Here is a 20,231-nt window from a genome sequence, read left to right as displayed (position 1 = left end):
GCGATTACCCGCGAGCGGCGGCCGAATGCATGGCCGGCCCGGTCGGTTACTCCCCCCGCTCCCCCCGCTCCCCCTGCTCCAGCACGTACAGCTCCGGCAGGTTGACCACGATGGCCTCCTGGGTGCTGCGGGCGATGACCACCACCGCCTCGTCGTCGGGGTCCGGGTTCTCCTCCCGGTGCGGCACATACGGCGGCACGAAGATGTAGTCCCCCGGCCGGGTGCGCAGCCGGATCTCCTCCACCTGTCCGTCCCGTTCCTCGGCGAAGACGAACTCGGGGTGGCCCCGCACCACGAAGATGGCCGTCTCGGACGCGCCGTGGTGGTGATTGGCGGAGGCGGTGTCCGGCGCCACATGGGTCTGGCCCATCCAGAGCCGCTCGGACCCCACCGACTGACCGCTGATCGCGGCGAACCGCCGCATGCCCTCGGTCTGGGCGGTGCCGGGGTCGACGTCCTCGGTACGGATGTGGTGCAGACGCGTCCGCAGGGGGCCGTCGGGGGCGGTGTCCCTCAGATGCGGATGGAACGCGTCGTGCTGCTGCGCGGGGTGGCCGCCGGGCGTCGTCATGGCATCGACCGTAGAAAGCCCCGGCAATGGATGTCAACAGGTGTCCTTTCGCTCACCAGGCACAACACGGCCGATCCAGGCCGCATAATGACCGTATGCAGATCTCGGCGAAGGCGGACTACGCGGTCCGGGCGCTGGCGGAGCTGGCCGCGGACGCGAGCAGACCGCTCACCTGCGAGGCGATAGCGACCTCCCAGGACATCCCCTTCCGGTTCCTCAAGGCGGTCTTCCGCGATCTGCGCCAGGCCGGTCTGGTGCGCAGCCAGCGCGGCTGCGAGGGCGGCTACTGGCTCGCCCGCGACCCCGCCGAGATGACGCTCGCGGACATCGTGCTCGCCGTGGACGGCGCGTTCCTGACCCTGCGCGGCGAACGGCTGGACGACCTCGGCTACCACGGCCCGGCGGCCGGGCTGCCCGGGGTGTGGCGCGGGATGGAGGACCATGTGCGCCGGGTGCTGACCACCACCGCCCTGAGCGACCTGGTCGGCGAACGGCTGGCGGTATGACACCCACGGGCGCCGGCCGGCCCCGGCACAGCGGTGCGAGCGTCGACGGCGCCGCCGAGGTCGGGGCCGTCGGTGGTGGCGGGTCCGAGGCCGTCGGGCCCGGGGCCGTCGAGGTCGTGGAGTTCACCGATCCGGCCTGCCCGTGGGCCTGGGGTTCGGAGCCCGCGTTCCGCCGGCTGCGCGCGCTCACCGCGGGGCGGGTCCGCTGGCGCCGGGTATTCGGCATCCTCTTCGACGAGGACGACGATCCGGCGCCGGACCCGGCGGCCGAGACCGCCTGGTACAGCCGCTACATCACCGCTATCGCCCGCCATACGCGGGCGCCCTACGCACACCGGCTGCGGTGGGTGGCGGCCACCAGCCGGCCCGCCTCGCTCGCCGCGAAGGCGGCCGAGCGGCAGGGCGCGACGGCCGCGGAGCGGGTGCTGCGGCGGCTGCGCGAGACCACGTTCGTCCTGGGCACCCCGGCCGATACCGCCGAGCGGGTGCTCGACGCCCTGGCCGGTCTCGACGGTGTCGATGTGGGGCGGCTGGGCGCGGAGATGGGCGAGCCGTCGGTGGTGGCGGCCGTCCGGCGGGACCACGCCGAGGCCCGTGCCCCCGTCCCGGAGGCGCGCGCCTTCCACGCCCCGGGTCCGCACGGCACGGGCGTCAAGAAGACCGACGACGGGGTGCGTTACGCCCTGCCCACCCTGGTGTTCTCAGGGCCCGGCGGGCGGGTGGCCGCACCGGGGTGGCGGAGCATGGCCGAGTACACGGCGGCGCTGCGCACGGTGGCGCCCCATCACCTCTGGGACGCGCCCCTGGCCGGCCCGGAGGAGGCGCTGGCGGAGCACCGCAGCCTGACCGGGCCCGATCTGTCACTGCTGACGGGCGGCGCCACTCCCCCGCCCTCGGCCGTGCGGGTGGACACGGCGGGCGGTCCGCTGTGGCTGCACCCGGACGAGGCCGCCACCCATCCGGCGCTCACCGTCCCGGAGCTGAAAACCCCCAGGCCGTAGCCGTCTTGGCCAATGAGACACCAAAAGGTGTCCATTGACTTCCCGGGGTCTCGCCCCTCACCATGGGCACATGATGACGACGCACCCCGCCGTGGTGTGCCGATACGTGGACTTCCGGCGCACCGCCAGCGCCATCTGTCGCTGACCGCCCGCTCCCGCGGTCCGCCACGTCCTCCGAGCGCCCTGTTGCGCTCGTTCTGCTTCTCCTTCTCCTCCTTCTCGCATGTCCGCCCCGGGCCCAGCGCCTCCGGCCCGCACCGGCCGCCGCCCGTTCGCATGTCCCTGCGCGCGCCAGGTGCGGTGACGCGCGCTGTTCCACGGCCGCCCCGGGGGCACAGTCGACACCACGAAAGGCGACGTCCAGCCATGTCTCCCGCCGCCCCGCCGCTTCCCGTCCGCCTTCCGCCCGATCCGCCGCCGGACCCCGCTCCGGGCCGCCGCTCGGTGCTCGGGCTCGCGCTGGGGGCGGGTGGCTCCCTGCTGCTGGCCGCCTGCGGCGGGGTGGCGACGACCGGGGCGGGCGGCGGGGGCGACACCCTGCGCTGGGGCTGGGATCTGCCCTCCACCTGGGACCCGGTGTTCTCCTCCAAGGGCTGGGACGTCCATCTGCTGTCCCTGGTCTACTCCGGGCTGACCCAGCTCGACGCCAAGGGCGGCGCCAAGCCCGCGCTCGCCTCCTCCTGGCGCTACTCCCACGACGGCCGGCGGCTCACCTTCGCCCTCCGCCGGGGGCTGCGGTTCTCCGACGGCACCCCGGTGAACGCCGAGGCCGTCAAAAAGAGCCTCGACCGCGGCAAGAACCACCCAAAGTCCCTGATCGCCTCCCAGCTGACCAGTATCGAGACGGTACGGGCGCCCGATCCGCACACCGTGGTCCTGGAACTCACCGAGGCCGACTACCAGTTGCCCGCGCTGCTGGCCGGGAAGACCGGCATGGTGGTCAGCCCCACCGCGTTCGGTGCGGACGAGGCGCGCCTGGCCACCCGGCCGGTCGGCCACGGCCCGTTCCGGCTGGTGTCCTACACCGAGAACTCCATGGCGAGTCTGCGCCGCGACCCCGGCTACTGGAACGCCGAACACATCGCCGTCGAGCGCTTCGAGGCGTATCCGAAGCCCGATGAGACCACGGCGCTCGCCGCGCTCCAGTCGGGGCGGCTCAATGTGGCCCAGATCCCGTTCAGCCAGGTGGAGGCGGCGCGTGAGGCCGGTTTCCCGGTGCAGCTCATCCCCTCGATGGTGGTGCGCGTCCTGGATGTGAACACCACCATGAAGCCCTTCGACGACCCCGCCGTCCTCAAGGCCCTGAAGTACGCCGTGGACCGCCAGGCGCTGCTGGACAGCGAGCAGTTCGGCCACGGCGAGGTGGACCACCAGCCGTTTCCGCCCGGCTACCCGGGCTTCGACCCGGGGCTCGGCGCGGTGTACGAGCACGACCCGGAACGGGCGCGCCGGCTGCTCCGGGAGGCCGGATACCACGACGGCGTGGAGGTGACCATCACCACCACCCAGCCGCAGGGCGCGCCCGAGCAGCTCCAGGCGCAGCTGAACCGGGTCGGGTTCCGGGCCCGGATCGAGGTCATCCCCGCGGCGCGGGCCTCCCAGGTGGTGTACGTCCAGCACTCCCGCGCCCTGTACCTCGACCAGTTCGCCGGGCGGGAGTCACCGGTGCAGGCCATGCAGGTGCTCTTCGGCGCGGAGGGGCTGATGAACCCCTCCCGCCGGACCACGCCCGAACTGGAGGCGGCCGTGGCCGCGGTGCGCCGCACTCCGCTGGAGTCGCCGCGCTATCCGGAGGTGCTGCGGGCGGCCACCTCGGTGGCGGTGCGCACGATGCCGAACGTGTTCCTCTACACGGTGCCGCGCGCCCTGGCCCGTACCTCCTCCGTCTCCCCCATCCCCGCGCTCCCGGTGGTGCAGCGGTTCGAGGGGGTGACGGCCGGATGACCGCGCTCGCTCCACATCTCGCGCGGATGCGCCGGAAGGCCGTACGGCCGGCCCGTGTCCCCCGCTCGCTCGGCCGCGTCCTGGCCACGGCGGGCACGGTCTTCCTGCTGTCCTCCGCGCTCACCTTCGGTCTCGGCGCGCTCTCCGGGGCCAATCCGGCGGCGGCGGTGCTCGGCGAGACGGCGACACCCGCCGACATCGCCCGGATGAACCACCAGTTCGGCCTGGACCGGCCCCTGTGGGAGCAGTACGTGTCGTGGCTGGGACACGCCTTCACCGGGGACCTGGGCCGCTCGTGGTTCACCACCGTCCCGGTGGCCGACAGCATCCGGCAGGCGATCCCGGTGGACCTGTCCATCGCCGGGCTCGCGCTGCTGATGGCGGTGGTGCTGGGCGGCGCGGCCGGTGTCGCCGCCGCGCTCAGGGCCGGCGGCCGGCTGGACCGCGCCGTCACCGCGCTGTGCGCGCTGCTCGGCACACTGCCCGGTTTCGTCGTGGCCATCGCGCTGGTCACGGTGTTCTCGCTGAGGCTGGGATGGCTGCCGTCGGGCGGCTATGTGCCGCTGGACATGGACCCCGCGCAGTGGCTGCGGTACACCGTGATGCCCGCGTTCGCGCTGAGCCTGGAGGCCGCGGCCGCCATCGCCCGTCAGCTGCGCACCTCCCTGGTGGGGACGTTGCGGGAGAACTATGTGACGGGCGCGGTGATGCGCGGGCTGCGCGCCCGGCGGGTGGTGTTCGGCCATGCCCTGCGCAACGCCGCCGGACCGGCGCTCACGGCCCTCGGGATGAGCGTGCCGATGCTGCTCGGCGGCGCGGTGGTCACCCAGCAGATCTTCGCGCTGCCCGGCCTGGCCCAGCTCACCCTCCAGTCGGCGGAGCAGCACGACATCCCGGTGATCCAGGGGACGCTGCTGGTGACCATCGCGGTGGTGCTGGTCGTCAACGTGGCCGTCAACGCGGCGCTGCTCGCGCTGAACCCCGCCGCCCGGCGCCGGGAGGTGACGCGCCGATGAGGACGTTGCGACGGGCGTGGCGGCCCGCCTCCGCCAAGGTGGCGCTGCTGGTGCTGCTGGCCATCGCGCTGCTGGCGGTGTTCGGCGGCTGGCTCGCGCCCCATGACCCACTCGCCCAGAACCCCCGGAACATGCTGCGCGGACCCGGCCCCGGCCATCTCCTGGGCACCGACTACCTGGGCCGCGATGTGCTCAGCCGGCTGCTGGAGGGCAGTGGCCGCTCGGTGGCGGGCGCGGTGGAGGCGGTGGCCGCCGCGATGGCGGTGGGGGTGCCGGCCGGTCTGGTCTCGCTGTGGATGGGCCGGATGGGCGAGTGGATCGCGCAGCGCGTCGTCGACGCGCTGATGACGCTGCCGTTCACCGTGTTCGCCATCGCGGTCGTGGGCGCGCTGGGCAATGGGATGCACCAGGCCATGCTGGCGCTCGGGGTGCTCTACGCCCCGCTGTTCTTCCGGATGACCCGCGCCGCCGGCTTGAGTCTGCGGCACGCCCAGTACGTGGAGTCGGCCGAGCTGTTCGGCGCCTCGGTGGGGCGGGTGCTGCGCACCCACATCTGGAGCAAGGTCCTGCCCACGGTCATCGTCACGGCCGCCCAGGCGCTGGCCACCTGTCTGCTGGTGGTCTCCTCGCTGACCTTCCTCGGGGTCGGTGTGCAGCCGCCCGCCGCCACCTGGGGCGGCATGCTCGCCACCGATCTGGGCTTCCTCACCCAGCAGATCTGGGCCCCGGTGTTCCCGGCCGCGCTGATCGTCATCACCGCCGGGGCGCTCAATCTGCTGGCCGACGCCGTACGGGACGCCGGGGCGGACGAGCTGCTGCCCACCGGTGCCCCGGACGCCACCGCCGACTCCCCCGACACCACCAAGGAGCAGGCCGATGCCGCACTCCCCGTCGCCTGATCCCGCCGCGCCCGGCGGGCCCGTCCCGCGGCCGGCCGCGCTGTCCGTCGAGGGGCTCGGCGTCACCGTCTCCGCCGGGCGGCTGACGGCCGTACGCGATGTGTCGTTCACCGTGGGCCGCGGTGAGGCCGTCGGCCTGGTCGGCGAGTCCGGCAGCGGCAAGACCCTCATCTGCCGGTCGGTGCTCGGGCTGCTGCCCCCGGGCTGCGCGGTCTTCGAGGGCCGCATCACGCTGGCCGGTGAGGAGCTGACCGGGCTGTCGCGCCGGGAGTGGGACCGGGTGCGGGGCACCCGGGTGGGCGCCGTCTTCCAGGACCCCGCCTCGTATCTCAACCCGTCGCTGACCGTGGGGCGTCAGCTGACCGAGGTGCTGCGGGTGAAGCTGGGACTGGACCGGGCACGGGCCCACGAGCGGACCGTCGAGCTGTTCGCCGCCGTCGGGCTGCACGACCCCGCCGAGGTCGCCCGGCGCCATCCGCACGAGCTGTCCGGCGGGATGCTCCAGCGGGTGCTGATCGCCATCGCGGTGGCCTGTGCACCGGATCTGCTGGTGGCCGACGAGGCCACCACCGCGCTGGATGTGGTGGTCCAGGCCGAGGTGCTGGAGCTGCTGGCCCGGATGCGCGCCGAGCACGATCTGGCACTGCTGCTGGTCAGCCATGATCTGGCGGTGATCGCCGAGGTGTGCGACCGCATCCTGGTGGCCTACGCCGGGGAGCTGGTCGAGGACGGCCCGGCCGAGCGGGTGCTGAACGACCCCCTGCACCCGTACACCGAAGCGCTGTTGCGCGTGGCCACGGTCGGCGACTGGGAGCGGCGCGAGCTGGAGGTGATCCCCGGAGCGCCGCCCGAGGTGGGCGCGCGGCTGCCGGGCTGCCGGTTCGCGGACCGCTGCGGGTTCGCCGCGCCGGAGTGCCGCAGCGGCCCGGTGCCGCTGCGGGAGACGGCCGACGGGCGGCGGGTGCGGTGTGTGCGCGGCGAGGAGATCGATCTGTCGCGGGCCGGTGCGCGCGGCGCCCGGGAGGTGGCGGTATGAGCGGGCTGCTGGAGATCTCCGGGCTGACCGTGGCCTTCGGCCGGCGGGGCGCGCAGCCGGTGCTGGACGGTGTGGAGCTGTCCGTGGGCGAGGGGGAGATCGTCGGGGTCATCGGGGAGACCGGCTCCGGCAAGACCACGCTGGCCCGTGCCGCCGTGGGCCTGGTCGCCCCGCGTTCGGGCCGGGTGGTCTTCGACGGGCGCGAGGTCTCCGGGCTGCGGGGGCGCGCACTGCGCGCGTTCCGCCGCTCGGGGCGGATGAGTTACGCGTTCCAGGACCCGCTGCGGGCCCTGGACCCGGAGCTGACGGTCCGGCGGGCGGTGGCGGAGCCGCTCGCGGTCGCGGGCGAGCTCGACGACGCCGGGATCGCGGCGCGGGTGGACGAGGCGCTGACGACGGTGGGTCTGGACCCGGCTCGCCTCGGCGACCGGCTGCCGGGGGCGATCTCCGGCGGTCAGCGGCAGCGGGTGCTGCTCGCGCGGGCGATCGTCACCCGGCCCCGGCTGCTGATCGCCGATGAGCCGGTGAGCGCCCTGGACGCCTCCAACCGCAACCGGGTGCTGCGGCTGCTGGACCGGCTGCGCACCGAGCACCGGATGGCCGTCGTCGTCATCTCGCACGACCTCAGCTCGCTGGCGGGCATCGCGGACCGGGTGGCGGTGCTCTACCGCGGCCGGGTGGTGGAACAGGGGCCGGTACGGGAGGTGTTCAGCCACCCCCTGCATCCGTACACCGCGCTGCTCACCGCCTCCGCGCCGAGCGTACGGGCCGAGGAGGGGCCGGGCGCGGCGGCGCTGCGCCCGTCGGCCGAACCGCCCGCCTGGACGGCGCGGGAGGGCTGTGTCTTCGGCCACCGCTGCCCGTTCGTCATCGACTCCTGCCGCACCGCGCCCGCACCGGCCCCGGTGGGCCAAGGGCGCTTCGCCGCCTGCCACCGGGTGCCGCAGTGGCGTGAGCTGGTCGCCCAGGCGGCCGCTCCGGCCGCCGCACAGCGGCCGCCGGAACTGGTGGCGGTCACCGGAGAAACCCGCGAGGAAGCCGGGCGGTGACCCTCCCCCCGGTCGCGTTCCACCCCTCATGAGAAAGGCTGACGATGTCCGTCGAGTTCATCGGAATGATCGGCACCCGTGAGGTGTCCGAGATCCACCCGGCCCGTGGTCCCGTCGTGGACGCCGATTACACGCTGCGGTTCGCCCGCGCCCATGAGGACGCGGGCTTCGACCGGGTGCTCATCGGCTATGGCTCGGCCACCCCGGACGGCGCCCAGGTGGCCGCGTACGTCGCCGCGCACACCGAGCGGCTCGGGCTGCTGGTGGCCCACCGGCCCGGCTTCGTGGCCCCCACCCTGGCCGCCCGTACCTTCGCCACCCTCGACCAGTTCTCCGGCGGCCGGGTGGCCGTGCACATCATCAGCGGCGGGCGCGACGCCGAGCAGCGGCGCGACGGCGACTACCTGGGCAAGGACGACCGTTACGCCCGCACCGACGAGTATCTGGAAATCCTGAAGCGGGCGTGGACGGACGAGGAGCCGTTCGGGTACGACGGCCGCTTCTACCGCTTCGAGGACTTCCACGCCGAGGTCCGCCCGTACCAGCGGCCGCGCATCCCCCTGTACTTCGGCGGTTCCTCCGAAGCCGCCTACACCGTGGGCGGCAAGCATGCGGACACCTTCGCGCTGTGGGGCGAACCGCTGGCCGAGACGGCGGAGCAGATCGCCTCGGTGCACCGGGCCGCCAAGGCCGCCGGGCGGGCCGAGCCGCCCGGTATCAGCGTGTCCTTCCGGCCCATCCTCGGGGCGACCGAGGAGCAGGCGTGGCAGCGGGCGCACCGGATTCTCGACACCATCACCACCCATGGCCCGGCCGGCTCCTTCACCTCCTCCCGGTGGGGCCGCGAGACGCTGGGCTCGCCCACGACCGGAGGTCCGCGACCGCAGAACGTGGGGTCCCAGCGGCTGCTGGCCGCCGCGGCCCGGGGGGAGCGCCACGACCGGGCGCTGTGGACGGCGACCGCGGCCGCCACCGGGGCCGCCGGGAACTCCACGGCGCTGGTCGGCACCCCGGAGACGGTCGCGAAGGCGCTGCTGGACTATGTGGACATCGGTGTCACGACCCTGCTGATCCGCGGCTACGACCCGCTGGACGACGCCGTCGGCTACGGCCGTGAACTGCTGCCGCTGGTCCGCCAGGAGCTGGCCCACCGGGCCGCCGGCGGGGGCGCCGGGTGAACCACCCGCACGGCGCGCCGGGCCGGGCGGCGGCTCAGCGGCACCGGGCCGGGCGGTGGCTCAGCGGGCGGGCAGTCCCGCCCGCACCCGCTCCAGGGTGATCGGCAGATCACGGACCCGCACCCCCGTGGCGTGGTACACCGCGTTCGCGATCGCCGCCGCCGTACCGACGATGCCCAGCTCCCCGACGCCCTTGCTGCCCATCGGGTTGAGCTCGTCGTCGTCCTCCTCCACCCAGTGCGCCTGGATGTCCGGCACATCCGCGTTGGCCGCGATGTGGTAGGTGGCGAGGTCGTGGTTGGCGAAGTCACCGAACCGCGGGTCCACGTCGAGGCCCTCGTGCAGCGCCATCGACAGCCCCATGCACATGGCGCCGCGCAGCTGCGAACCCGCCGTCCGGGGGTTGATGATGCGTCCGGCGGCGAACATCCCCAGCAGCCGGTCGACCCGCACCTGACCGGTGACGGCGTCCACCCGCACCCGGGCGAACTGGGCGCCGTAGGCGTGGCGCGAGAAGTCCCGGCGCGCCGCGACGTCCTCGGTGGTGTCCGCCCGCTCCTCCAGTCCGCCGGGCGGGATGGCGCCGGCGGACTCGTCGAGCCGCTTGGCCAGCGCCCGGCACGCCTTGGCCACCGCCCATCCCCAGGAACTCGTGCCCATCGAGCCGCCCGCGAACGGCGCCTGGCCGTAGGCGCTGCGGCCGATGTCGAGGGTGACCCGGTCGATCCCCACCCCGAGTTCGTCCGCCGCCACCTGGGTCAGCGCGGTACGGGCCCCGGTGCCGATGTCGGCCGCGGCGATCCGTACGGTGAAACCGCCGTCCGGCTCGACCCGGGCGGTCGCGGTGGCGGGCCAGGTGATGGCGGGGAAGAGGGACGCCGCCACTCCGGTGCCGACCAGCCAGCGCCCTTCCCGGTGGCGCCCCGGCGCGGGGTCGCGGCCCGTCCAGCCGAAGAGCGCCGCGCCCTCCCGCAGGCAGGCCACCAGATTGCGGCTGCTGAAGGGGTGGCCGGTCTCGGGGTCCACCGACGGCTCGTTGACCACTCTCAGCTCGATGGGGTCCATGCCCAGCGCCACGGCCAGCTCGTCCATCGCGCTCTCCAGCGCGAACATCCCGGGCGCCTCGCCGGGGGCCCGCATCCACGAGGGCGTGGGCACGTCCAGCTGCGCCAGGCGGTGGGTGGTGCGACGGTGGCGCGCGGCGTACATCACACGGGTGGGGGTGGCCGTCTGCTCGCAGTACGGGGCGAGTGTGGAGCTCTGCTGGAGCGCGTCGTGCCAGACGGCGGTGAGCCGTCCGTCCCGTTCGGCGCCGAGCCGGATGCGCTGGATGGTGGGTGTCCGGTACGAGACCATGGTGAACATCTGCTGCCGGGTGGCCGCCACCTTGACCGGCCGGCCCACCGCGCGGGCGGCCAGCGCGGCGAGCACCGTGGGCGGGCGGGGAACCGCCTTGGAGCCGAAGCCCCCGCCGGTGTGGTCGGCGACGACCCGTACGGCGCCCTCGGGCAGGCCGAACAGCCCGGCCAGCGTGGCGGCCGTCATCCAGGGGCCCTGGTCGCCGTTGTAGAGGGTGAGCGAGTCCTCGTCCCAGACGGCGATGGTGGCATGCGGTTCCATCGCGCTGGTGTGTTCCGGGGGCGTGGTGTACGTGGCGTCGAGGACGACCGGCGCGGCGGCGAGGGCGGCCTCCACATCGCCGCTCTCCGTATGCCCCGGGTAGCCGCCGTTGACCGTGTCGGGGACGAAGATCCGGGGATCGCCGTCCGTCAGCTCGGCGTCGTGGTCGGCCACGTCGTACTCGACCCGTACGGCCGCCGCGGCCTGAGCGGCCCTCTCGTAGGTGTCCGCCACCACGGCCGCCACGATCTGCCCCCGGTAGGCGATGTCGGCGGACTGGAGAACGGCGAGTTCGGGGTCGTCGACCGGGTGCAGCCGGGGTGCGTTGTGGCTGTCGAGCACCGCGACCACCCCGGGGAGGGCGTAGGCCGCGCCGGTGTCGACGGCGCGCACCCGGCCGCGCGGGACGGTGGACTGCACCGCCAGCGCGTACAGGGCGTCCGGCACCGGGTACTCATAGGCGTACAGCGCGGTACCGGTGACCTTCTCCCGTCCTTCGACGCGGGTCACGTCCGCGCCCACGGTCCGCTGGAGCGTGGTCATGGCCGTTTCCCTTCCACCAGGTCGCGCACGGTCGAGGTGATGAGATCCACGGCGAGGTCGATCTTGAACGCGTTCTGCGGCAGCGGGCGCGCCGGGGCGAACTCGGCCCGTGCCGCCTCCCGCAGCGTCTCCTCGGTCGGCGGCCGGCCGGTCAGCAGCCGCTCGGTCTCGCGGGCCCGCCAGGGGCGGGTGCCCACTCCGCCGAGCGCCAGCCGGATCTCCCGCAGGGTGCCGCCGGTGTCCGTGGCGACCACGGCGGCCACCGACACCAGCGCGAACGCGTAGGACCAGCGGTCGCGGACCTTGCGGTAGACCATGGCGGCGCCCTCGGGGGGCGGTGGCAGCTCGACCCCGGTGATCAGATCGCCCGGTTGCAGTACCGTCTCGCGGTGCGGGGTGTCACCGGGCAGCAGATAGAAGTCGTTCAGCGGCACCGCACGGGGGCTGCCGTCCACCCGTCGCAGCTGGACGACGGCGTCGAGCGCGGCCATCGCCACCGCCATGTCGGAGGGGTGGCTCGCCACGCAGGCGTCGGAGGTGCCGAGCACGGCCAGATCGCGGTGCAGGCCCTGGACGGCCGAACAGCCGGTGTCCGGCCGCCGTTTGTTGCACGGTTTGGTGACGTCCTGGAAGTACACGCAGCGGGTGCGCTGGAGGAGGTTGCCGCCGGTGGTGGCCACCGTCCGCAGCTGCCCGGAGGCCCCCGACAGCAGCGATTCGGCCAGGGCCGGGAAGCGCGCGCGGACGCCGGGGTCACCGGCCAGCCGGCTGCCCGGGACCAGCGCGCCGATGAGCACACCGCCGTCCGGGCGGTGCTCGATGGTGTCGTACGGGAGCCCGGTGATGTCGACGACCATGGCGGGCTCGGTCACCCCGAGCTTCATCAGGTCCACCAGGTTGGTGCCCCCGGCGAGATAGACCGCCTCGGTGGAGTCGGCCACCAGGGTGGCGGCGCTCTCGGGGGCGGTGGCGCGTTCGTAGGCGAAGGGCTTCATCGCACCCCGCCTCCCGTGCCCGTGGTGGCGCGGGCCGGCGCCCCGCCGCCGTCGGCCCCGGCGACCTCGCGGATGGCGGCCACGATGCCGGGGTACGCCCCGCAGCGGCACAGATTGCCGCTCATGCGCTCCCGGATCTCCTCGGCGTCCAGGCCGCCCGGCGCGCCGGCCCCGGCCGCCATGTCCTTCGTGACGTGGCTGGGCCAGCCACGGGCGGCCTCGGTGAGCGCGCCGATCGCGGAACAGATCTGGCCCGGTGTGCAGTAGCCGCACTGGAATCCGTCGTGTTTCAGCAAGGCGCGCTGGAGCGGGTGGAGTTCCTCCGGGGCGGCGAGCTCCGCGACGCCCTCGATGGTGGTGATGTCGCGGCCCTGGGCGGCCACGGCGAACACCAGGCAGCTGTTGACCCGTTCACCGTCGATCAGAACGGTGCAGGCCCCGCACTGCCCGTGGTCGCACCCCTTCTTGACCCCGGTCAGCGCCAGATGTTCGCGGAGGGCGTCCAGCAGCGTCACCCGGTGGTCGAGGGTGAGGGCGCGGTCGGCGCCGTTGACCCGCAGCGTGAGATCACTGTGAAAGGCGTGAGCTGTCACCTCCTCAGCCTCGCACCGTGGTGGACACCCCGCATCCTCGGCCTGGCATCGGGGTGGGCACCCCGCGTCCTCAGCGCCGGTCGCCGCGTCCCGGCTCCGGTGGCTCGCCGGGAGCCGGCGGCAGCCGCAGATGGGCCAGGTCCGCGGGGACCGGGGAGCGGGGGCGGTAGAACGGCGGGGCCGGGTCGGCGGCGGGCGAATCGGCCAGCCGGAAGCGGTCCCGCAGCCGGTGGTAGAACCGCGTCGGCGCGAGCCGTACCAGCCGCAGCCGGTCCGGTGCCCGGTAGGCCGCCACCCAGTCGCCCGGCTCCAGCACCCCGCGCAGCTGCCCGTCGAGGCTGACCGCCACCCGCCCCGAGGTGGGCAGCACCCGCACGGCGACGGCCTCGTCCACCGCGGCCACCACGGTGCGGTCGAAGGCGATGTGCGGGGCGACCGGGGTGAAGACGACCGCGTCCAGGTACGGGGAGACCACTGGCCCGCCGGCCGCGAAGCTGTACGCGGTGGAGCCGGTCGGGGTGGCCACGATGACCGCGTCGGCCGAGTACGAGGCCAGCAGTTGCCCGGATATGTACACGCCCAGCCCGGCCTGGCGGTCGCGGGCGAGCTTCTCGAAGACCACGTCGTTGACGGCGACGGCGTCCAGCGGGATGCCCCAGCCGACCTGCTCGGGGCGGCTGCCGGGGCGGACCCTGGGCGGGGGCAGGGCGGGGCCCCGCCCGTAGCGCAGCAGCGCGTCCATGCCCTCGGGCAGTTCCAGCGGCCGGGACGCCCGCAGGGTGAGCAGCATGCGCTCCTCGACCGTGTGGCGGCCGTCGTGGACGGCGTCCAGCGCGTCCGCCACCTGGTCGGCGGTGATCTCGGTGAGGAAGCCGACCCGCCCCACGTTCACGCCCAGCGCGGCGGCCCCGTTCCCGGCCGCGATCCGGGCGCCGCGCAGAAAGGTGCCGTCGCCGCCGAAGGTGACGATCAGATCGGGATGGCCGGCGGCCGCGGACTCCTCCTGGGCGCTGCGCCGGGGCCGGTCGCCGTGCCAGACGTCGAGTTCACAGCAGGGGATGCCATGGGCGGCGGCCCAGGCGTGGGCGGTGCGCGCCCCCGCGACGGCGGTGGGGCGGGCCTGGTGGACGACCAGGCCGAGCCGGTTGACAGCCATGGCCCTTCCACCGTAGACGGGCCGGGTCCGGACCGCCCACCGGGACCGCCCACCGGACCGTGCGTCCGGACACCCACCTGGACCACCCCCCATGTCGAACATCCGTTCTGATCTAAGGTGTTGTCAGCAAAAGTGTCGACGCAGCCGGGGATGGTGCAGCAGATGGAGAGCCAAGGGCGTACCGCGCTGGTCGAGGACCTGATGGAGCGTTTCCCGCAGGTGCCCCGGGAAGCCGTGCTCAAGGAGGACCTGCTGCGCGGCGGGATGGCCTTCGACGAGTCCGCGCTCAGCGGCAACGAGGACGGCGACGTCAAGCCGAAGTCGTACTTCATCTTCTCGTTCGACCACCGCACCCTGCCGGAGCTGGGCGCCGCGGCCCTCAACCGGCCGCCCGAGGAGATCGTGCTCACCGGCGGGCCGTACGAGCTGCGCCGCACCGTGGTGTCCGTCCGCGTCAACCCCGCCTCGCCGTATGTGGTCCGGGCCGGGGAGGACGGTGCGCTGGGCCTGTACCTGGACGGTGCGCGGATCGCCGATGTGGGGCTGCCGCCGATGCCGGACTACTACCGCCACACCCTGTCGAACGGCAAGTCGGTGATGGAGGTCGCGCCGACCATCCAGTGGGGCTACCTGGTCTATCTGACGGTCTTCCGGGTGTGCCAGTACTTCGGCGCCAAGGAGGAGTGCCAGTACTGCGACATCAACCACAACTGGCGTCAGCACAAGGCGGCCGGCCGCCCCTACACCGGGGTGAAGCCGGTGGAGGAGGTGCTGGAGGCGCTGGAGATCATCGACCGCCATGACACCGCCCGCACCTCCCAGGCGTACACCCTCACCGGCGGGGCGATCACCTCACAGGTCGGCGGCCGTGACGAGGCCGACTTCTACGGCCACTACGCGAAGGCCATCGAGGAGCGCTTCCCGGGCCGGTGGATCGGCAAGGTGGTGGCGCAGGCGCTGCCCAAGGAAGACGTCCAGCGGTTCCACGACTACGGGGTGCGCATCTACCACCCCAACTTCGAGGTGTGGGACCGGCGGCTGTTCGAGCTGTACTGTCCGGGCAAGGAGCGCTACATCGGCCGTGACGAGTGGCACCGCCGGATCCTGGACTCGGCCGAGGTGTTCGGCGCCCGGAACGTGATCCCCAACTTCGTCGCGGGCGTGGAGATGGCCGAGCCGTTCGGCTTCCCTTCCGTGGACGAGGCGATCGCCTCCACCGCCGAAGGGCTGCGGTTCTTCATGTCGCACGGCGTCGTGCCCCGGTTCACCACCTGGTGCCCCGAGCCGACGACACCGCTGGGCAAGGCCAATCCGCACGGCGCCCCGCTGGAGTACCACATCCGGCTGCTGGAGACCTACCGGGCGACGCTCGAGGACTTCGGGCTGACCTCGCCCCCCGGATACGGCCCGCCGGGACCGGGGCGGGCGGTGTTCTCGGTCAGCTCGTTCATGGACAGCCTGCCCGCCGAGGACCCGGAGCCGGAGCCGGCCGCGTCCTGAGGCCGGGTCCCCTCAGCCGACGTGGACATGGGGGCGGCGGCCGCGGTCGGGTTCGGCCTCGCGCAGGACCTCACGGGTGACGGGGGCCACCTCTCCCTGGCCGAAGAGGAAGAAGCGCAGGAAGTGGGCGAGCGGATTGCCCTCCGTCCACTCGAAGTAGATGTGCGGGCGCTGCCCGGTCATGTCCCGTACGCACAGGAGCAGCGCGGCCAGCGCGTTGGGGATGGTGGCGCTCTGCATGGTCAGCACGCGGTAGCGGCCGTGCGCCACCTCCCCGTGCACCAGCAGTTCGCTCTCGAACTCGGACGGGTCGGCGACGGTGACCTCGACGAAGATGATGTCCTCTTCGGGCGGGATATCGTTGTCCGCCCGGATCTGATGCTGCTTCTCCCGGTATTCGGCCAGGTCACGGCGTTCCGGCTTATTGGCGATCAAGCGGATTCTGCGGTGCGCGGTGTCGCGGACGAACCGCTCGGCCAGGGGGTCGAACGTCACGCTGGTGACCCGTAGCTCGAACGCCCGGACGGCCCGGGACAGCAGCGATACGGCCAGGATGCCCGCGATGAAACAGGCGCCGATCTTGACGCCGTCGGGCCGCTCCACGATGTTCACCCCGGTGGTGTACAGGAAGATCACTGAGATCACGCCGAAGCCGAGGGTCCAGCCGCGCTGCCGGGCGCGCCGCGCGGCGATGGTGACGGCGATGGCGGCGGAGGTGATGAGCACGAGCACACCGGTGGCGTAGGCACCGCCCTGGGCGTCCACATCGGCCTCGAAGATCCAGGTCACCACGAAGGCGATGGCGATGAACACCAGCACCATGGGGCGGACCGCGCGTGCCCAGTGGGGTGCCATGCCGTAGCGCGGCAGATAGCGGGGCATCAGATTGAGCAGTCCGGCCATGGCCGAGGCGCCGGCGAACCAGAGGATGGCGATGGTGGAGGCGTCGTAGACGCTGCCGAACGCCGAGCCCAGGTACTCGTGGGCGAGATAGGCCAGGGCACGCCCATTGGCCTGGCCGCCCGGTTCGAACTCCCGCTGCGGGATCAGCAGGGTGGTGATGAAGCTGGAGGTGATCAGGAAGATACTCATGATCACCGCGGCGGTGGTCAGCAGCTTCTTGGCACCCCGGATGCGTCCGGCGGGACGCTCCTCCACATCGCCCGGCCTGCCCTCGATATGCGGCATCACGGCCACGCCGGTCTCGAACCCGGACAGGCCCAGGGCCAGTTTGGGGAAGATCACCAACGCCACCCCGACCATCACCAGCGGACTGCCGCGCTCGGCGACCAGCGCCTGGGACCAGTCGGGGATCACCCGCGGCGCGGTGAACACATGCCACAGCCCGACCGCCACCACGGCGGCGTTGAGCAGCAGATAGGCCGCCACCAGCGCCATCGCGATCCCGATGGCCTCGGTGAACCCCTTCAGGAACACCGCACCGAGCAACCCCACCAGGATCAGGGTGACGGCCACCTCATGGCCGCGCAGGGTCCCGGTGAGATGCGGATTCTCCACGAGGTGGGCGGTGGCGTCGGCGGACGAGAGGGTGATGGTGATCAGGAAGTCGGTGGCCGCGAAGCCCAGCAGGGTGAGGACGAACAGCTTGCTCCGCCAGAAGGTCAGCAGCCGCTCCAGCATCGCGATCGAGCCCTGGCCGTGCGGGCTCTCCTCGGCCACCCTGCGGTACACCGGCAGCGCGCCCACCAGCGTCACCACCACCAGCACCACGGTGGCGAGCGGGGAGAGCAGCCCGGCCGCCAGGGCGGCGATACCGGGCTGGTAGCCGAGGGTGGAGAAGTAGTCCAGACCCGTCAGGCACATGACCCGCCACCACGCATGGCCCCGGTGGGCGCCCTCCGGCTGGGCATGCGGACCGGGCTGGCGCTTGGCCATGTCGGACAGGCCCTCCAGCAGCCAGGCGCGCAGCCGCTGCCGCGGCCCGCCGCCTGGCCCGCCGTCGGAGGCGGCGCCGCCGCCCGAGGTGGAGGAGACCACCGGGTGCTCCCGTCGTACAGGACAAGGTTTCGGCCATCGGTGAGACCCTTCGGTCAGCGTATGCGGCCCGGCCCGCCGCCACCCGGCCGGTGCGGCCGGCCGTAGGACATCGCGGGCGCGCTTGTCCGGCGGGCGTGCCACGATTGAGCTCCCGCCATCGGGACACACGCCATGGGGACAGGCCGTCCGGCCGTCCCCGGCGGGGAGGGCCACGGCACGACCTTCCCGCCTATGGAGTCTTCCGCCGATGAGCCGTTCCGCACCCCACCCTTCCGGCCGGCCCGGCACACCGCGTATCCCGGACACCCCGGGTACGCCGGACACGCCGGACACGCCGCGGACACCACCGGATACGCCGGACGCGCCGCAGCACTCGCGCGCCCCGGACAGGCCACACGCCCCGGACAGGTCAGGCGGGCCGGACAGGCACGACGCGTCGGGGGGCAAGGACGCCAGAACGGCGGTCACCGTCTTCGTCGCCCTCGGCGCCAACCTCGTCATCGCGCTGGCCAAGGCGGCCGGCGGGGCCTTCGCCGGCTCCCCCGCGCTGCTCTCCGAGGCCGCCCACTCCGTCGCGGACAGCCTGAACGAGGTGTTTCTGCTCGCCTCCCTCAAGCGCAGCAGGCGGGCCCCCGACGAACAGCACCCCTTCGGCTACGGCAAGGAACGCTACTTCTGGGCGCTGCTGGCCGCCGTCGGCATCTTCGTCATGGGCGGCTGCTTCTCCTTCTTCCAGGGCGCCGAGGCGCTGAGCGCGGGCGGCTCGGAGGACCACAGCGGCTATCTGGTCGGCCTCGCGGTCCTGGGCGTGGCGCTCCTCGCGGAGGGCTCCTCGCTGGTCCGTGCGCTGTTCCAGGTCCGCGGCCACGCCCGGGAGACGGGCCGCTCCCTGGTGGCCGAACTGCGCGCGGGAGACGACCCCACGCTGCGCACCGTCCTGGCCGAGGACTCCACCGCATGTCTGGGCGTGGTCTTCGCCCTGGCCGGCATGGGGCTGCACATGGTCACCGGCGACGCGGTCTACGAGGCCACGGCCTCGTTCCTGATCGGCGCGCTGCTGGTCTATGTGGCCTACCGGCTGGCCAAGGAGTCGCGCGGGCGGCTCATCGGCGAGGCGATCGACCCCGCCCAGCGCCGGGAGCTGCGCCGGTTCCTGACGGGTCAGCCCGAGATCGACACCGTGACCACCCTGCTGACCATGCGTCTGGGCAACGATTCGACGCTGGTGGCGGCCCGGGTCGACCTCGTCCCCGGGCTCGACAGCGAGGAGGTCGAGGAGGTCCTGGTGCGTGTCAAGAAGGCGATGACGCGGCTGTGGCCGCACGCCGACCAGATCTTCCTCGATGTCACCGACGCCTCCGCCCGGGACCGGGCGCAGGCACGGGAGGACCTCCGGGCGCTCGACGAGACGGTGGCGGCCGAGGCACGGGAGGACCGCGAGGGGTGAGATTGGCCCCGGCCGGCCTGGGTACCCGGTGAAGACCAGCCCGCGACAAGCCAACTCATGTACGGAGGCAGAACTGATGGGCCTGGGCGGTTGCATATTGATGATTGCGGTGGGAGGCATTCTCACCTTCGCCACCGACTGGAACGCCAACGGCTTCAACGTCCCCTTGGTGGGCCTGATCCTGATGGCCGTCGGCATCATCGGGACAGCGGCGTATGTGAGTGTCTACAAGCGTCGGCGCATCGTCGAGCCGACCGCCGTGGCTCCCCCCGTGGTCGACGATCCCGATCATCACTCCCGGCACCACCACCACTACTGAGTGCCGGTGCCCCTTTCCTCACGAGGTGGCCCCCGCCGCGGGTGGGGGCCACCTCGTCGTCGTACCGACTGCCCCCGGGAGGACACGATGAGCGGCGAACGCACCGCTGACACCGCAGGCAGGGACGCCGGTGGCCGCCGGGCCGCGCTGTTCGACGTGGACGGCACGCTCGTGGACACCAACTATCTGCACGCCGTCACCTGGTGGGAGGCGATGCGGCAGGCCGGGCACACGGTGGGCATGCGGGAGATCCACCACACCATCGGGATGAGCTCCGACAAGCTCATGGACCGTCTGCTGCCCGAGGACCGGGACCGGTCGCGGGACGAGCGGATCAGCGGTGCGCACAAGGCCCTGTACGCGGAGTACTTCCCCCGGCTGCCCGCCCTCGACGGCGCTTCGGAGCTGCTGCGCACCCTGGCCGGCAACGGCTGGTACGTGGTGCTGGCCAGCTCCGCCTCGAAGGACGAACTGGCCGCGATGCGCGCGGCGATCGGCGCCGACGAGGCTCTGGGTGCCGTGCTCAGCTCGGATGACGTCGGGGAGGGCAAGCCCGCGCCGGACCTGGTCGAACAGTCCCTGGAGCGCGCCGGGGTACCGGCCGGGGACGCGGTCTTCGTCGGTGACACCGTGTGGGACATGGCGGCCTGTGGGAAGGCCGGGGTGCGCAGTATCGCGCTGCTGTCCGGCGGCATCCCCGCCGAGCTGCTGCGCGAGGCCGGTGCGGCCGAGATCTACCGCGACCCCGCGGATCTGCTCCGGCAGCTGGACGACAGTGCGCTGGGGCGCTGAGTGACTGCGGGCCTCTTGACAGTCCCCTGTTCGAAACCGTCAGAATCTGTTGCGCGAAGGGGGGTGTT

At 73.1% G+C, this 20,231-nt stretch carries 18 protein-coding genes; 12 read left to right on the top strand and 6 right to left on the bottom strand.

Going from position 1 to position 20,231, the window contains the following annotated elements; translation table 11 throughout:
• Nucleotides 1-46: 46 nt before the first annotated feature.
• The gene (locus N6H00_RS36085) at nucleotides 47-571 is read right to left on the bottom strand and encodes a cupin domain-containing protein (protein ID WP_268976069.1); all 525 of its coding nucleotides are present in this window, start codon (nucleotides 569-571) and stop codon (nucleotides 47-49) included.
• A 95-nt stretch (nucleotides 572-666) separates the two neighbouring features.
• Here N6H00_RS36085 and N6H00_RS36080 point away from each other — a divergent pair, with 95 nt between their 5' ends.
• From N6H00_RS36080 to N6H00_RS36045, 8 genes are all read left to right on the top strand, one after another.
• Nucleotides 667-1,077 (top strand): RrF2 family transcriptional regulator, encoded by a 411-nt coding sequence (locus N6H00_RS36080; protein ID WP_268976068.1) that lies wholly within the window; start codon nucleotides 667-669, stop codon nucleotides 1,075-1,077.
• Nucleotides 1,074-2,078, top strand: a complete 1,005-nt coding sequence (locus N6H00_RS36075) for a DsbA family oxidoreductase (protein WP_268976067.1) — start codon at nucleotides 1,074-1,076, stop codon at nucleotides 2,076-2,078. The genes N6H00_RS36080 and N6H00_RS36075 overlap by 4 nt, the downstream gene beginning before the upstream one ends.
• Before the next feature lie 366 nt (nucleotides 2,079-2,444).
• Nucleotides 2,445-4,022: an ABC transporter substrate-binding protein gene (locus tag N6H00_RS36070; protein ID WP_268976066.1), complete on the top strand. Its 1,578-nt coding sequence runs from the start codon at nucleotides 2,445-2,447 to the stop codon at nucleotides 4,020-4,022.
• On the top strand, nucleotides 4,019-5,038 hold the full coding sequence (locus tag N6H00_RS36065; RefSeq protein ID WP_268976065.1) for an ABC transporter permease: 1,020 nt from the start codon (nucleotides 4,019-4,021) through the stop codon (nucleotides 5,036-5,038). The genes N6H00_RS36070 and N6H00_RS36065 overlap by 4 nt, the downstream gene beginning before the upstream one ends.
• Nucleotides 5,035-5,937, top strand: a complete 903-nt coding sequence (locus tag N6H00_RS36060) for an ABC transporter permease (RefSeq protein WP_268976064.1) — start codon at nucleotides 5,035-5,037, stop codon at nucleotides 5,935-5,937. Before N6H00_RS36065 ends, N6H00_RS36060 begins: the two co-directional genes overlap by 4 nt.
• Complete coding sequence (locus tag N6H00_RS36055; RefSeq protein ID WP_268976063.1) at nucleotides 5,915-6,973, top strand: ABC transporter ATP-binding protein; 1,059 nt, start codon at nucleotides 5,915-5,917, stop codon at nucleotides 6,971-6,973. The genes N6H00_RS36060 and N6H00_RS36055 overlap by 23 nt, the downstream gene beginning before the upstream one ends.
• Nucleotides 6,970-8,022 carry an ABC transporter ATP-binding protein gene (locus N6H00_RS36050; protein WP_268976062.1) on the top strand — a complete coding sequence of 351 codons (1,053 nt, stop codon included), beginning with the start codon at nucleotides 6,970-6,972 and terminating at the stop codon, nucleotides 8,020-8,022. Before N6H00_RS36055 ends, N6H00_RS36050 begins: the two co-directional genes overlap by 4 nt.
• A gap of 44 nt (nucleotides 8,023-8,066) precedes the next feature.
• Nucleotides 8,067-9,200 (top strand): LLM class flavin-dependent oxidoreductase, encoded by a 1,134-nt coding sequence (locus tag N6H00_RS36045; protein ID WP_268976061.1) that lies wholly within the window; start codon nucleotides 8,067-8,069, stop codon nucleotides 9,198-9,200.
• A 60-nt stretch (nucleotides 9,201-9,260) separates the two neighbouring features.
• Here the strand turns inward: N6H00_RS36045 and N6H00_RS36040 are convergent, their stop codons facing one another.
• The 4 genes from N6H00_RS36040 to N6H00_RS36025 form a co-directional block, all read right to left on the bottom strand.
• Nucleotides 9,261-11,363, bottom strand: a complete 2,103-nt coding sequence (locus N6H00_RS36040) for a xanthine dehydrogenase family protein molybdopterin-binding subunit (RefSeq protein ID WP_268976060.1) — start codon at nucleotides 11,361-11,363, stop codon at nucleotides 9,261-9,263.
• Nucleotides 11,360-12,358 (bottom strand): FAD binding domain-containing protein, encoded by a 999-nt coding sequence (locus N6H00_RS36035; protein ID WP_268976059.1) that lies wholly within the window; start codon nucleotides 12,356-12,358, stop codon nucleotides 11,360-11,362. Before N6H00_RS36035 ends, N6H00_RS36040 begins: the two co-directional genes overlap by 4 nt.
• Nucleotides 12,355-12,951: a 2Fe-2S iron-sulfur cluster-binding protein gene (locus tag N6H00_RS36030; protein ID WP_329618593.1), complete on the bottom strand. Its 597-nt coding sequence runs from the start codon at nucleotides 12,949-12,951 to the stop codon at nucleotides 12,355-12,357. Before N6H00_RS36030 ends, N6H00_RS36035 begins: the two co-directional genes overlap by 4 nt.
• A gap of 70 nt (nucleotides 12,952-13,021) precedes the next feature.
• Nucleotides 13,022-14,107 carry an NAD(+)/NADH kinase gene (locus N6H00_RS36025; RefSeq protein ID WP_268976058.1) on the bottom strand — a complete coding sequence of 362 codons (1,086 nt, stop codon included), beginning with the start codon at nucleotides 14,105-14,107 and terminating at the stop codon, nucleotides 13,022-13,024.
• A gap of 162 nt (nucleotides 14,108-14,269) precedes the next feature.
• Between N6H00_RS36025 and N6H00_RS36020 the strand changes: the two genes are divergently transcribed.
• Entirely contained in the window at nucleotides 14,270-15,607 is a 1,338-nt protein-coding gene (locus N6H00_RS36020) for a radical SAM protein (RefSeq protein WP_268977252.1), read from the top strand.
• 12 nt (nucleotides 15,608-15,619) lie between these two features.
• Here the strand turns inward: N6H00_RS36020 and N6H00_RS36015 are convergent, their stop codons facing one another.
• Entirely contained in the window at nucleotides 15,620-17,503 is a 1,884-nt protein-coding gene (locus tag N6H00_RS36015) for an amino acid transporter (protein WP_268977251.1), read from the bottom strand.
• Nucleotides 17,504-17,852: 349 nt separating this feature from the next.
• On the opposite strand from N6H00_RS36015, the gene N6H00_RS36010 reads away from it, so the two are divergent.
• From N6H00_RS36010 to N6H00_RS36000, 3 genes are all read left to right on the top strand, one after another.
• Nucleotides 17,853-19,052 (top strand): cation diffusion facilitator family transporter, encoded by a 1,200-nt coding sequence (locus N6H00_RS36010; RefSeq protein WP_268976057.1) that lies wholly within the window; start codon nucleotides 17,853-17,855, stop codon nucleotides 19,050-19,052.
• A 76-nt stretch (nucleotides 19,053-19,128) separates the two neighbouring features.
• Nucleotides 19,129-19,371 (top strand): hypothetical protein, encoded by a 243-nt coding sequence (locus tag N6H00_RS36005; RefSeq protein ID WP_268976056.1) that lies wholly within the window; start codon nucleotides 19,129-19,131, stop codon nucleotides 19,369-19,371.
• A gap of 87 nt (nucleotides 19,372-19,458) precedes the next feature.
• A complete protein-coding gene (locus N6H00_RS36000; RefSeq protein WP_268976055.1) occupies nucleotides 19,459-20,163 on the top strand; it encodes an HAD family hydrolase in 705 nt (234 codons plus the stop codon).
• The last annotated feature ends 68 nt before the right edge of the window (nucleotides 20,164-20,231 follow it).

Source organism: Streptomyces sp. S465 (assembly GCF_026898115.1).
Taxonomy (GTDB): domain Bacteria; phylum Actinomycetota; class Actinomycetes; order Streptomycetales; family Streptomycetaceae; genus Streptomyces; species Streptomyces luomodiensis.
Note: the sequence above shows the minus strand (reverse complement) of the source record. Positions and strands in the feature narration are given on the sequence as shown.

Coding starts and splice junctions, on each gene's coding strand:
- N6H00_RS36050 (WP_268976062.1), top strand. CDS start 6,970: ATGAGCGGGCTGCTGGAGATCTCCGGGCTGACCGTGGCCTTCGGCCGG.
- N6H00_RS36085 (WP_268976069.1), bottom strand. CDS start 571: ATGACGACGCCCGGCGGCCACCCCGCGCAGCAGCACGACGCGTTCCAT.
- N6H00_RS36015 (WP_268977251.1), bottom strand. CDS start 17,503: ATGGCCAAGCGCCAGCCCGGTCCGCATGCCCAGCCGGAGGGCGCCCAC.
- N6H00_RS36055 (WP_268976063.1), top strand. CDS start 5,915: ATGCCGCACTCCCCGTCGCCTGATCCCGCCGCGCCCGGCGGGCCCGTC.
- N6H00_RS36080 (WP_268976068.1), top strand. CDS start 667: ATGCAGATCTCGGCGAAGGCGGACTACGCGGTCCGGGCGCTGGCGGAG.
- N6H00_RS36010 (WP_268976057.1), top strand. CDS start 17,853: ATGAGCCGTTCCGCACCCCACCCTTCCGGCCGGCCCGGCACACCGCGT.
- N6H00_RS36035 (WP_268976059.1), bottom strand. CDS start 12,358: ATGAAGCCCTTCGCCTACGAACGCGCCACCGCCCCCGAGAGCGCCGCC.
- N6H00_RS36020 (WP_268977252.1), top strand. CDS start 14,270: ATGGAGAGCCAAGGGCGTACCGCGCTGGTCGAGGACCTGATGGAGCGT.
- N6H00_RS36060 (WP_268976064.1), top strand. CDS start 5,035: ATGAGGACGTTGCGACGGGCGTGGCGGCCCGCCTCCGCCAAGGTGGCG.
- N6H00_RS36005 (WP_268976056.1), top strand. CDS start 19,129: ATGGGCCTGGGCGGTTGCATATTGATGATTGCGGTGGGAGGCATTCTC.
- N6H00_RS36000 (WP_268976055.1), top strand. CDS start 19,459: ATGAGCGGCGAACGCACCGCTGACACCGCAGGCAGGGACGCCGGTGGC.
- N6H00_RS36065 (WP_268976065.1), top strand. CDS start 4,019: ATGACCGCGCTCGCTCCACATCTCGCGCGGATGCGCCGGAAGGCCGTA.
- N6H00_RS36025 (WP_268976058.1), bottom strand. CDS start 14,107: ATGGCTGTCAACCGGCTCGGCCTGGTCGTCCACCAGGCCCGCCCCACC.
- N6H00_RS36075 (WP_268976067.1), top strand. CDS start 1,074: ATGACACCCACGGGCGCCGGCCGGCCCCGGCACAGCGGTGCGAGCGTC.
- N6H00_RS36070 (WP_268976066.1), top strand. CDS start 2,445: ATGTCTCCCGCCGCCCCGCCGCTTCCCGTCCGCCTTCCGCCCGATCCG.
- N6H00_RS36040 (WP_268976060.1), bottom strand. CDS start 11,363: ATGACCACGCTCCAGCGGACCGTGGGCGCGGACGTGACCCGCGTCGAA.
- N6H00_RS36045 (WP_268976061.1), top strand. CDS start 8,067: ATGTCCGTCGAGTTCATCGGAATGATCGGCACCCGTGAGGTGTCCGAG.